This window comes from Ulvibacter litoralis (assembly GCF_900102055.1).
GTDB classification, from domain to species: Bacteria; Bacteroidota; Bacteroidia; order Flavobacteriales; family Flavobacteriaceae; genus Ulvibacter; species Ulvibacter litoralis.
Window position 1 is genome coordinate 495,648 of sequence record NZ_FNBA01000003.1, and the last position, 12,875, is coordinate 508,522.

Sequence of the window (12,875 nt, forward strand, 5' to 3'; positions counted from 1 at the left end):
CTTTCTTGGGTATAGCCTTTAAAGCTAAAGAGAATAACTAAAAGAAAGTATGTAAATTTATTCGTCATTTTTTTCTTCTTTTTTCACATTAATGTTAGGTACCCGAACAATTTCAAAAGTGGCAGAAGCTAGTTGTACTTTTCCGTTTGTCTTTTGAATTTCTTTTCCAATTAACTCATTCAATATGTTCTTTGTGTACCTTCTTTTTTTATAGTCTACGATATAACGAAGGTTAAATTGTATCCAATTATCAGTCATGGTTATTGCTAAAGTAGGATCGACTTGAGCATTTTCAATATAGTATTTGTTTACAACTTGACTCCATTCTGAAATAGATTGTGACACATATTCAGATAATGTTTCCGAAGCAATTTTTACAATAATAGTTTTAGCTAATTCTATATCAGAACCATATCGAATTGGAAGATTAAATTCATCCCAAACAAACGGGAAATCTTTTGAATAGTTATATACAGGCCCTTTAAAAACAAAGGCATTGCTTAGCTTTACAATTCTTCCACTATAATTATCACTGGAAACCCATTCGCCAATTTCCATCATGGTTGTGTATACGCTATCGATGTCAATTACATCTCCTTTTATATTGTTGATTTCTATCCTATCACCAGGTTTGTAGACACCAACGAAAAAGATATAGAAAGAGCCAGCAACACTTAGAATTAACTCTTGTAGTGTTATTGTAATACCTGCTGTAAGGAATCCAATTGCCAATGCAAAGTCCTTGATGCTACCCGTAAAAAATGATATTGTAACTATTATGAGCAGTAGGTACCCGAAAATTTCAACTGCTTTTTGAGATTTATATCTTATACCTGTATCGGGTAGTTTTTTTCGTAAAAGCCGTCTCAGAATTACGATTGTAAGTAATATAAATGTAGCCCAAATTAAATATTTAATAATATTGGTAGAAACAGGATGTTCATTCATCCATATACTTATATTTTCAAATATTTCCATCGATTTTTAAATATTACTTGTTTTGTGAGATTCAGTAAGATCAGTGTAATTTAATTTACTTAATACTAAGATAGTTAATTAATTCCACCCATTCTTTTCTATTAAATTGAATCATTCTCTTATCACTTTTCCATCTTGAAGCTCAATAATTCGCCCAGTTTTTTCAGCGAAATCTAAATCATGAGTTACCACCAATAGTGTTTTATTATAGACCTCTGTAAGCTCTTTAAATATATTGAAAACAATATCAGCGTTTTTAGTGTCTAAGTTTCCGGTAGGTTCATCGCACATAATAATTAGAGGATCATTAATCATAGACCTAGCTATAGCAACACGTTGTTTTTCACCACCCGACAACTGGTTTGCCATTTTTTTAGCTAACTTTTCAATGCCTAAATCTTTTAATAATTCATAAGCATTATGTTCTAATTCTTCCTCGCTCAGTTTGTTTAGTTTGAAACCTGGTAGCATTACATTTTTTAAGGCAGTAAATTCATTGAGCAAATAATGGAATTGGAATACAAAACCAATTTTTTCATTTCTTATAGCAGCAAGTTCCTTTTCTGATTTTTTGCGAACACTAATTCCATCCAACAAAAGCTCCCCTGTAAAATCTGTGTCCATGGTTGACAGAATATAAAGTAAGGTTGACTTTCCACTCCCAGATCGACCAATGATGGAAGCATAATCACCACTATTTAAGCGAAAGGAAACATCTTTTAAAACATCAATTTTCACTGGATCATAGAATGATTTGTAGATAGAGCGTGCTTCAAGTATCGTTTTTTTCTCCATTTACTTTCCTCTTATAATTTCTACTGGGTCAACTTTACTAGCTTTTCTAGCTGGCATCCATCCTGCTAAAAAGGTAGTGAGCATTGCGAAAATTATGGCAACCGCATAGTACTGTAGTCCATAATCGATAGGATAGGTCTCTACGGCGGGTAGGGAAGGGGCGCTAAAAGGGATTGCGTCAATACCTAACGACATTAAAAAACCAATTATTACACCTCCAACAGCACCTGCAACACCAATGCTCAAAGATATCGAGATGAATATTTTTTTTACATCACTTCCTGCAAATCCGGTGGCTTTTAGAATCGCTATCGTATCCATTTTTTCATAAATAAGCATGTTGAGTATGTTGTAAATTCCGAAACCTGAAACAATTAATAAGGTGATTCCAACAGCGTATGAAATGATGGAACGTACACCACTTCCTGTTTCAAATTGGGCGTTGGCCGTTTGAATATCTTCAGCGTCGAGTCTAAAAAGCGATTCATATTCAGCAGCTAATTTAGGAGCCATGTTTAAGTCTTTCAGCTTTATTTGAATATCACTTATATAATTACTACTCACTCCGAGTAATTTCCGGGTAGTTTCCAAGCTCGCGAAGCTTTGTACTTTGTCTATTTCTGATATACCGGATTCATAAAAACCGATTACTTTCAAGGAAAACTGTTCTCCTTCAGTAGAAGTAACAGTTATGATATCACCTAATTCAGCATTGATAACGTCGGCAACTCCTTGCCCAAGGATGATACTGTTTGAAACAATGTCTAGTTCTTGATAATTTCCTTCAATAATGTAATCGCCAAATGCAAAAAGCTTCGCCTCCTGATCTACTTCGATTCCGTTGATGATTCCGTTCAGGTCAATATTTCCGAGGTTGTAAAAAACTTGAGCCGATATTTTTGAAGCTACACCTGCGACACGGTCATCTGTTTCCAGCTTATTAATTATTTGCTGAGCGTTGTAAATTTCTTTCCGTGTATTTACAGGTTTTACGGAACTTATAAAATGATGGTAATCTTTAAATTCTTTGCTTAGGTCAATAGGTTGAATTTTAGAAGGCTTAATATCATTGTATAAGCGAATATGTGGTGTTCTATTTAAAACGATACCATCCAGTAACTGATTCAATCCTTCCATGAAGCCCAGAAGTGTCACAAAAAGCGCAATACTAAACGTAACCCCAATAGCGGCTACAAGGGTTTGTTTCCATCTAGCAAGCATTAGTGCTATCGCAATTTCAGTAAGATGCTTTATTTTCATTTTTGTGGTAATTCGATTAAAGTCGTTGTGTCGATACCACTTTTGATTTCTACAAGGTCATAATCCATTAGACCAACTTCTACTTTTTGAAGTGTGCCTCCTTCTAATATCACGGTTGAATCATTTAACAAATAATTTCTAGGGATGGTTAAGGTATCTTGTTTCGTGTTAATTACAATATTTGCTTCTACCGTTAAATTGGGGTAGAGCTCATTCGGATTTTTAATAAAGATAGCCTCTGCTTGAAAGGAGCGCGTTCTACTGTTCATCATAGGGTAAATGGTTGTGATTTTTCCCTCAAAAACTTGAGATTGATAGCTATCCATTCGTATAATTACTCGCTGCCCTTTTTTTACTTTTACAATATCAAACTCGTCAATACTTAATTCTATAATGAACTCTTCTGTCCCAATAATAACAGCTGGCTCTTGCGTATTAATTGATTCCCCTTTTTCTTTGTTAATCTTGTAGATTACACCATCTATCTCACTTCTAATAATAAAATCATCTTCCATTAGTTTAGCGATTTCTAGATTGTTTTTACTTTGATCTGAAGCTAATTTAAGTTGTCGCTCAAGATCTTGATAGTTCGATTTCGATCTAGATAATTCCACTTTTGAGTTTTGATAACTCAATTCTTTTTGTTCAAATTCTACCTTGCTTCCAATATTTTGGCTCCATAGATTTTTTTGCCTTTGGTATTGTATAGAATCATTTATTAGATTTTTTTTAGCCAATTCAATCGCATTCTTTGCGTCAAGGAGTTTATTGAAATTTTTCTTGTAATCAGCAGAAGCAGAGGCGAGACGAGCATTTTCCGTAGATAACTTTAAATTGCTATTGTCCAATTGAAAAATAGGATCCCCTTTTTTAACAATTGCTCCTTCTTCTACAAATACTTTTTTTATAGTACCACTTGTCTTCCCAAAAACTTCATATTGGTTATTACTTTTAATAAATCCTGACGCATACACACTTTCAGTAATGTTTTTAATTTCTGGTGTAATCGATACACTTTTGTTAGCACACGATGTTATCACTACGGAAATTAATATTGAAAAGAGAAAAAGTGCTTTATTGTTCATGTGACTTAGCGTTTATTTTCATGCAATTAGATTTACAGTATTTGATATATTCGGTATGATTACATCTGGTAAGATTCAGCAAGACAAGCGCAACGTAATTTTCATAAGACTGAATTATCTGATTCACAATTGAATATTTTCTAAAAGTTCAGAAGTAAGAAAAAGAAAACATACGTGGTATAGCATATATTTTATTCCATTAGTTTCTTCAAATGTCTTTCTACTATTTATCTGTTATAACAAATGTAAAGGGGGGAAACATTCTTATCAATGATAATTATCAACTTTAGGAAGTTAGTTCAGTTGTATCTCAAACCTGTTACAAGAGTGAGTTGTACCATTATTTCGCCTAATATGGTGGGTAATTGGCAACAGTGCGAGCTTTATTCTTAAACTAGTCTCGAAGTTATTCAGGACTGCGCAGCCTCAACACTTCACGTAGAAAGGCGAGTGAGTTTGCTTTTAGGTAGGTTTTATGTAGTTCTGTAATGAATGAGCAATGCCTTAACTGAGAAGGTTCTTAGTGCTATTAATCCATTACAAAGTTAAATCCTGCTGTAATAATACTTGAACTAAATGATGTGTCCCTATCGTACTGGTAAAACTTTAAATCAATAGTTTTTAAACCAAGCTTCCAGATATGTGCTTTTGCAAAAATATCGGTGTACGAGATTCCGAAGCCAAATTGGTTTGCAGTATATTCAGAAAGGTCATAATCAGAGGTGTAAAATTCATCGGTAGTTAAAGCGCCTTCATAAGGTCTAAAATAATCGGCAGCTGTTTGATTATAAAATCTATACGATGGATATAAAGTAAATTTGCCGGTAATTTTAATGGGCACTTCAATACTAGCCGTATTCGAATTAATGCCCCAATCATCATAATAATAACGATAGAATGTTCTTACTGAAAGTATTTCATTCACATACCAATTTAATCGTCCTCCAACAGCTACTTTTAATCTTGAATCTGGCAAACGTTCAATAGCATCTGCTAGTTGAAAATTATCAATAAATGAATCTGCTACATCTCCAAAATATACTCTTTGAAATGGTGTAGATAATAAACCTTGCTGTTGTACAAAATCTAGTGCTAATGAACCCTGTAGGTTCTTGTGAAGAATTTGTGAGAACCCCAAACCTAAAGAATAAGAATTACGTCCTTCATCTTGAAATTCGTTAAATCTAGGAGTATAATTTGTGTTACCTGTAATCGTGTTTTGCGTAAATAAACTATTATTTAATCCATTACCATTTTCTCCAAACGGTCTTAATTCGGAAGGGTAAATAGAATTCCAGGTATCGATGTATACATTTGTATTTACACTTAACTCCGTATTCTTTTCATTAAATAATTTAGTGTAGCTGCCTCCCACACCGACTGAAAAATAATCGTATTCTGATGAGATAGCTATTTTGGCAGACCAAATATCATTTCTGTCATCTGAGCTATGGCTATAACTTCCTGTTAAGTTCGCCCAAGTGTCACTACTAGAAGCACCAGAAGACGCTTGAAACGGATCTGCGGGGCTATCATCATCAAAAGGATCTACATTACTTGATGAAGCTGAGGTATAAGCGGAAACTCCTGCATCAATAGTTAATACATCATCGTCATTTAATGGAATTGAAACCACAAATGTTCCTGTAATGTCTGTTAGTTCTTCAGTACCAATTCCGCCACTTACAGCAGCATTATCTCCATCTTGAGCATAGTAACTTGTTAGAAAATCTACTTCAGTAGTTTCTAATACACGTTTTTTATAAACTTTGGTAGTGTCTTGTGCTGTTTGTGCAAATGAATTAGCAAAAGCAAATACACATACTATTAAAATTATTTTTTTCAATTTTATTGTTTTATTAGTTACAGCCGCAGCCTCCTCCAGTTTTCCCTCCATTTGCTCCTACAGCTGCTTCGCGATAGGAATGCATAGTGGTCACATTTCGGTCACATTTTTTATCTGATAATGCCATGTCAGGGTCATTTATAGTTACTTTTTCGTATTCTTTAACCACAACACAACTGCTAAAACAAGTTATTATTAATGTAGTATATATAAACTTTTGAATCATAATTTGTTTATTTCTATGTTCTTTGATTTCAAAATATTTCCTGTATCATCGATGATGATGCATTCTATTTTCGGTAATTGATTAATGCGATCTAAACCAGCTTCTTTTCCCATAACAAATACGGAAGTTGCAAGGGCGTCTGCCAATTCTGCTTTTGGAGCAAATACTGTTACACTTATAATTCCAGTAGAGGGATATCCTGTTCGTGGATCAATGATATGTGTGTACCGTTTGCCGTTAAAATTCACATACTTTTCGTAATTTCCAGAAGTTACTACCGCTCCATTCGTGATTGGCAGCAAGGCAAAAACTTTATTCTTATCCATTGGATTGGTAATTGCGACTTTCCAATCATCATTATTGGGTTGTTTTCCCCAAGTATTCATATCGCCAGAAGCGTTAATAATTCCAGACGGTACCCCTTCAGAAATAAGTAATGTTTTAGCTTTATCGGCAGCGTAGCCTTTTCCAATAGCACCAAAGCCAATTTTCATTCCTTTTAATTTCAGAAATACAGTTCTATTTTTTTTGTCTAGAACAATGTTTTGATACCCCACTTTTTCTACGGAAGTAGTTATTTCTTCTTCGGAAGGCATTACGGTCATACTACCATCAAACTTCCAAATTCTATCCATAGAAGCATAGCTAATATCGAAGGCGCCATCGGTCAATTTTGAAATCCCTATAGCTCTTTCAATTAATTCAATTAATTCTATATCCACTTTAACAGGCTTAACTCCTGCATTGCGATTAATTTCTGATGTTTGAGAATTATCATCCCAAGATGAAATTAAGGTTTCAATTCTTGAAATCTCGGCTACTGCTTTGTCAATGTGTTTGTTAGCTTGTATAGAGTCGTTTGCTACAACAGTAATGTCAAACCGACTTCCCATTAGTTTGAGCGTTCTCTTATAAGATTGTTGTGCTGTACAATCTATTAATGAGAATATTAGTAATAAAGTGATTAGATGTTTCAAATTACTTTGTAAAAGCGTTTAATTCTTTTATATAATTTTCTGGAGTTGTTTTTTTGTAACTATTTTCTCCTAATACTTTGCCATTAGCATCAAGTACTACAACAAATGGGAAATACCCTTGTTTATTGTATTTTTCGGCTAATAATGCGTTCGCTTTTGTTTGTGCTTCAGACAATGCATTTTTTTTTCTTCTAGGGAAATCAGCTTTCAGCATAACATAATTTTCCGCTGCATACTTTTTAAAAGTGTCTGTACTCCAAATCTCTCGGTCTAGTTTAATACAAGGTGCACACCAATCTGAACCTTGGAACACCAATATAATGGGCTTATTTTCCTTAGCGGCCATTTCTTTAGCAGTAAAAATATCTGTTTGCCATTCCTGAGCAACTGTTGTACTCATGCTTAGAATCATTACTGTTAGCGCCACAATTATTCTTTTCATATTATTCTTTTGCTTTTAATTAAATATATAGTCGACAATTAGAGCAATACCTATCAACGGTTGTATTATATAATTGTTTTATATTATGAGATTAAATAAATACCCTGATATGATGATACAAAGTGTTACCACAGCAAAAAAGATGGCAATTAATTTTAAGGTCATTACTTTTTTTAAGAGCATTGCTTCAGGTAACGACAAACCAACAACTCCCATCATGAAGGCGATTGCAGTTCCCAACGGAATTCCCTTGGCAACCAATACCTGAACTACAGGAAGTATGCCTGATGCGTTGGAGTACATTGGTACAGCCAAAATTGTTGCGATAGGAACAGCAAAAAGGTTGTCTTTGTCCATATATTTTTCAAAAAATCCCTCAGGAATATATCCGTGCATTAATCCACCTATTGCAATTCCAACAATTACATAAGGGATGATGCCTTTAAGGATTTTAATGACTTCAGCCCAGATAATTGGTAAGCGTTGTTTAAAGGTTTGATTTTCTGCTTGAAATATGTCTTGATCTCTTTGAGCATTTTCTAAAACTTCTTTAGCCCAAGGTGTTAGAAATCCTTCCAGTTTTAATTTTTGAAGGATAACTCCTGAAATTGTTCCTAATAAAATACCACTAATCACATAAATAAGGGTTGTTTTAATTCCAAACAAGCCAACAAAAAGTCCGATAGCCACTTCATTCACCAGGGGAGATGTAATTAAAAATGAAAACGTGACACCTAAAGGGATTCCACCTCTCACAAAACCAATAAACAAAGGAACTGAAGAACAAGAACAGAAAGGTGTTACTACCCCAAAAAGACTTGCCATTAAGTATTCCAATCCGTATAGTTTATTTCTTGATAGATAGTTTTTAACCTTGTCTATTGGGAAATAACTATTCACGATTCCCATAAAAAAGATGACAACAAAGAGTAGGATTAGAATCTTTGTAGTGTCATAAATAAAGAAATTTAATGCTTCTGCTAAATGTTGTCCTTTGCTTAAATCCAGAACATCATAGACGAACCAATCTGCTATATTCTGTATCCAATCAAACATTTTCTATTACACTAATAATTCTTAATAGGGATGAAACCTTGATATGATAATTCATAGTTGAGTTGAATTAGTTTAGAAGAGTCAATACTTCATCTTTTGAAGGCACTCTACCTTTTATTGTAATCACTTCATCTATTACCAAGGCTGGTGTGGACATAACGTTGTATTTCATAATCTCCATTATATCCTCAACTTTTTCAATAGTTGCGTCTATGTTATTTGCTGAAACTACATCCTTAACAACACCTGTCATTGATTGGCACTTTGGGCAACCTGTTCCTAAAATTTTAATTACTTTGGTCATAACTAGTATATTTGTTTATCGCCAATAGACGATTAGATTAGAAAAAAATATCAGTCAAAAAACTGTTGAAATAACGTTTTCGCAATTTTCCAGTTTTCTTGATTTATACAATACTTTATTTTTGGTGGTTTTAGTTCGCCTTGAATTAAACCTGCATTTTTTAATTCTTTTAAATGTTGTGAAACTGTTGATTGAGAAATTGGCAATACGTCAACCAAATCTCCAGTAAAACAACACGATTGATTCTCAAGATGCTTTAAAATGGCAATACGAGTCGGGTGGCCTAGCGCTTTAGCAAATTTTGCCAATGCCTCTGTATCTTCCTTATATTCTATTTGTTCTAAACTTCTTTTCATTTTTATTATCGTAAATGTACGATGGGTATTTGGAGTGAAATGTGACATTTATCACATTTTAAATATTTTTATAGGTGTGGATAAACAGTTGTTTTATCTTTTGTATTGACTTATACAATGGAATAGGCAATTTTATTCGTTACTTTTTATTAGTTCCAATTTTTTAATCATGTCAATGGCATTCTTGCTTTTTGGGTCTAATTCAAGTGATTTTTTATAATTAGATAGAGAGCGGTTGTATTGTTTAGTAAGGAAGTAACCTTCCCCTAAGCTATCATACGCCTTAGAAGAATCAGGGAATTCAGAAACCAATAATTCAAAAACTTGTATGGCTTCTTTAGTTTTATTGATTTCTAGAAATTCATACCCCAAATTGTTTAACAAAGAACCATCATCAAAATTATACGCTTTGCCGTGGTATTTTTTTAGCTGTTGGTATTTTTCTACCCAATTATCAGGTGTTTCATATATGTACTTCTTAATCAGGTAAGAAGCATTTTTTGTAGGATAATTTAAAAGGTCTGTGATGAGTAATGAAGCCATTGTATTAATTAAATCACCAGCGCTATCACCATTATAATTAAAAGAAACAGTAAAACCACTATTCATATTTGGCAATAAAATCAACCAATTTACACTTCCTCCTGTTCCACCGTTAAGTAACATAAGGTCATCGCCATCTACCATCCAAAAATATCCGTATTCGTCATCTTCATTTTCATCGTAAAATAGAGGCTTTCTCATTTCTTCGACTACAGGATTGTCCTTTTCTAGAAGAAATTTAATATACTTTAACATATCTGGAACTGTAGATTTTAATCCGCCACCAGCACCGGTTAATGGTGTTTGTAGTGGTTGTACCTTTTGATTGTTATTGGTATATCCATTTAAGACATGCTTTTTATCTTCATTTGCAACGTGCATTGAAGTATGATTCATTTGAGCTTTTTCAAGTATAAATTCTTCTAGAAGTTCTGTATAGGGTTTTTGGTACACCTTTTCCAAAATCATGGCTAATAATTCTGGCGCTACAAAACCTGAATAGTCATATTTTTTCCCTGGAATAACTTCTAGTTTGAAATCTTTTAAGTCCCTAATGAAGTCTGTTTCATTGTACTCGGTAATTGCTTTTCGTTCACTTTCAGTCACATCGATCGAAAACATATTTGACAAAACTTTAGAAAAGTGCGTTCTTTTCATTCCACTTGTGTGGGTCAGAATATCTTTAATAAGGATAGAACGATTGTCGAATTCTAGATTAGAATAAGAACCATCCAAGTATTTTCTAATATCATCATCTAAACTTAATTTTCCCTCTAATACTGCTTGTGCTGTTATGTAGGCAGTGAATGTTTTTGTTACAGATGCTAATTCAAAAATTGAGTTGTCATTTGCTTTGTTGCCTATTCCTTTATCAATTTCGCCATAATACTTTGTATATGTAGTATCATCCTTATAAACTCCAATTGAAATAGAATTGATTTCAGGATTATCCAAAATCAACTTTGCAGTATTATCCATTGAATATTCAATAGGATCCACTGTCTTTTCAGTAGAAATAATAGAATTTGTTTTGCAACTAAATGCTAGAATCACAAAAATTGGGATTAATAGAAGTTTATTCATAGAGTGGTTTTCAAGGCAGATGCAGAGGGATTACATAATAATTATTATGGTTTGTTCATTGTAATACCAACGACAGAAAGTTTAGATTTCTCTTTTAAGTTTCAAATTATACAGAGTTATTTGAGACTCAGTAAGGCAACAGAGTTCGAATATTATAAGAAACCAAGATATTGAAATATTTACAATGAATATATTTCCAGTAACCTCAAGAACAATGATTAGTATGCGTTAGTGGGGGGAGTTTTTTGTTTTTTTCAGACCGTTTAATGCGAAACAACTTTCAGCCCAACAATTGATATGATTAATGTTGAAATAAAAAATAGTCGCCAGAATGTTGCAGGTTCTTTAAAAATTAAGATTCCAATCAGAACTGTTCCAACAGCACCAATACCGGTCCAGACCGCATATGCTGTACCAATTGGTAGTTGTTGAGTTGCTTTTAAAAGAAGTCCCATACTGACTCCTAAACAAACTACAAATCCTATGTACCAATATGTTGATTCAATGCCTGCTGCTTCTTTAGCTTTTCCAAGACATGCGGCGAAGGCTACTTCAAAAAGCCCCGCAATTATTAATAGTATCCAATTCATTCGTTCTTTATTTCGAAAATGCATTCAAAACTTCCATAGCCTTGTCGGTGTTCTTTTTATCGACAAAAATATGGTCGTGATAATACGCTGCAACAACATTGCAACTAATTCCGTTTTTAGATAACGCATTAGAAAAAGCCGCTGTTAATCCTACTGCTTCTAAGGAAGAATGGACCGTAAGTGTAATCCAGGAAGCCACAAATGAATAGTCTAAATCTAGTTGGTCTGCGATTTCTTTTTCAGCAATAATAGTAATGCTTTCTTCTTCTTTAAAAGTCATAATGATTTGGCTCAAATTGAGTTGCTCCAAATTTTTTGTTTTACAAAATACAAATTCACCTAAATTGAGTTTTGGTTTCATTGACTTTAAAAGAACTTCTAAATTTTTTTCTCCAGTCATTTATTGAACGCTTTTGTTGAGTTTTTGCAGTTCTATTAAGGTCGCTTTTCCAACACTATGAGCCGATTGTGGATTTTGACCTGTTACTAATCTTTGGTCAGTAACAACGTGTTCTGTAAAAGGATCTGATTTTTCAAAAATAGCGCCTCGCTCTTTTAATGTATCTTCTAGTAAAAAAGGAACTACATTTTCTAATTTTACTTTTATTTCTTCTTCATTGGTAAATGCATTTACTTTTTTACCAGCTACGAGATAGGATCCGTCACTTAATTTAATATTTACAAGCCCAGCAGGTCCGTGGCATACTGCGCTTACAACACCATTGTTCTCATAAATCTGTTTTGCTATTTCTGCTAATTCTGTAGTATCTGCAAAATCCCACATGGCTCCGTGACCTCCAGCATAGTGGATGGCTACATAGTCTTTTGGATTTACTTCATTCGGTTTTTTTGTGTTTTCAATTTTGTTGCGATACAAGTCGTTATCCCAAAATTTCTTATTGATAGAATCATTCATGTTAAATGCATCTACAGGTGCTTTTCCTCCTTTCGGACTTACAAAATCTATTTCGTAACCAGCAGTATGCAATACATCCCAAGGGTGAGAAACTTCTCCGAGGTAGTAACCCGTTTTCTCTCCTGTATCTCCTTTTTCACTATGGCTTGTAACTACAAATAATATTTTTTTTAACTGATTACTTTCTGTAGTTACTGTGTTTATTTTAGGTTTTTCAGAGTTGTTCTTATTGTTACAACTTATAAGAAGAGTTGTAAATAAGAAAAGAAAAAATATGGTTTTAATTTTTGTCGTAGTTGACATATCTAATGTATTTTAAAATTGGTTTTAGATTATTCTTTATTAGAAGATGCTTTTAATATCTCTAATAAATACTATTCGTATAGCGCAAAATTCTTAAACATTTTGAAGAAACTAT

15 protein-coding genes are annotated in these 12,875 nt (G+C 33.4%); all 15 read right to left on the reverse strand.

Features of this window, described 5'->3' with window-relative positions:
- Positions 1-57: 57 nt before the first annotated feature.
- Complete coding sequence (locus tag BLQ00_RS12335) at positions 58-978, reverse strand: mechanosensitive ion channel family protein (protein ID WP_093144603.1); 921 nt, start codon at positions 976-978, stop codon at positions 58-60.
- Positions 979-1,089: 111 nt separating this feature from the next.
- Positions 1,090-1,773, reverse strand: coding sequence for an ABC transporter ATP-binding protein (locus BLQ00_RS12340; protein WP_093144604.1), 684 nt, complete (start codon positions 1,771-1,773; stop codon positions 1,090-1,092).
- A complete protein-coding gene (locus BLQ00_RS12345) occupies positions 1,774-3,033 on the reverse strand; it encodes an ABC transporter permease (RefSeq protein WP_093144605.1) in 1,260 nt (419 codons plus the stop codon).
- Positions 3,030-4,118 carry an efflux RND transporter periplasmic adaptor subunit gene (locus BLQ00_RS12350; RefSeq protein WP_093144606.1) on the reverse strand — a complete coding sequence of 363 codons (1,089 nt, stop codon included), beginning with the start codon at positions 4,116-4,118 and terminating at the stop codon, positions 3,030-3,032. The genes BLQ00_RS12345 and BLQ00_RS12350 overlap by 4 nt, the downstream gene beginning before the upstream one ends.
- 529 nt (positions 4,119-4,647) lie before the next feature.
- Positions 4,648-5,964: a DUF3570 domain-containing protein gene (locus tag BLQ00_RS12355; RefSeq protein WP_229792639.1), complete on the reverse strand. Its 1,317-nt coding sequence runs from the start codon at positions 5,962-5,964 to the stop codon at positions 4,648-4,650.
- 13 nt (positions 5,965-5,977) lie between these two features.
- Positions 5,978-6,190, reverse strand: coding sequence for a DUF4266 domain-containing protein (locus BLQ00_RS12360; RefSeq protein WP_093144608.1), 213 nt, complete (start codon positions 6,188-6,190; stop codon positions 5,978-5,980).
- Positions 6,187-7,083 carry an FAD:protein FMN transferase gene (locus BLQ00_RS12365; RefSeq protein WP_229792638.1) on the reverse strand — a complete coding sequence of 299 codons (897 nt, stop codon included), beginning with the start codon at positions 7,081-7,083 and terminating at the stop codon, positions 6,187-6,189. Before BLQ00_RS12365 ends, BLQ00_RS12360 begins: the two co-directional genes overlap by 4 nt.
- Positions 7,084-7,168: 85 nt before the next feature.
- Positions 7,169-7,609: a thioredoxin family protein gene (locus tag BLQ00_RS12370; protein ID WP_093144610.1), complete on the reverse strand. Its 441-nt coding sequence runs from the start codon at positions 7,607-7,609 to the stop codon at positions 7,169-7,171.
- A 78-nt stretch (positions 7,610-7,687) separates the two neighbouring features.
- Positions 7,688-8,665 (reverse strand): permease, encoded by a 978-nt coding sequence (locus BLQ00_RS12375; RefSeq protein WP_093144611.1) that lies wholly within the window; start codon positions 8,663-8,665, stop codon positions 7,688-7,690.
- A gap of 67 nt (positions 8,666-8,732) precedes the next feature.
- The gene (locus BLQ00_RS12380) at positions 8,733-8,969 is read right to left on the reverse strand and encodes a thioredoxin family protein (RefSeq protein ID WP_093144612.1); all 237 of its coding nucleotides are present in this window, start codon (positions 8,967-8,969) and stop codon (positions 8,733-8,735) included.
- A gap of 50 nt (positions 8,970-9,019) precedes the next feature.
- Entirely contained in the window at positions 9,020-9,325 is a 306-nt protein-coding gene (locus BLQ00_RS12385) for an ArsR/SmtB family transcription factor (protein WP_093144613.1), read from the reverse strand.
- A gap of 132 nt (positions 9,326-9,457) precedes the next feature.
- On the reverse strand, positions 9,458-10,951 hold the full coding sequence (locus tag BLQ00_RS12390) for a serine hydrolase domain-containing protein (RefSeq protein WP_093144614.1): 1,494 nt from the start codon (positions 10,949-10,951) through the stop codon (positions 9,458-9,460).
- 263 nt (positions 10,952-11,214) lie between these two features.
- Positions 11,215-11,541, reverse strand: a complete 327-nt coding sequence (locus BLQ00_RS12395; protein ID WP_093144615.1) for a DMT family transporter — start codon at positions 11,539-11,541, stop codon at positions 11,215-11,217.
- Positions 11,542-11,548: 7 nt separating this feature from the next.
- On the reverse strand, positions 11,549-11,941 hold the full coding sequence (locus BLQ00_RS12400) for an ACT domain-containing protein (RefSeq protein ID WP_093144616.1): 393 nt from the start codon (positions 11,939-11,941) through the stop codon (positions 11,549-11,551).
- The gene (locus tag BLQ00_RS12405) at positions 11,942-12,760 is read right to left on the reverse strand and encodes a type 1 glutamine amidotransferase domain-containing protein (protein WP_093144617.1); all 819 of its coding nucleotides are present in this window, start codon (positions 12,758-12,760) and stop codon (positions 11,942-11,944) included.
- Positions 12,761-12,875: the final 115 nt, after the last annotated feature.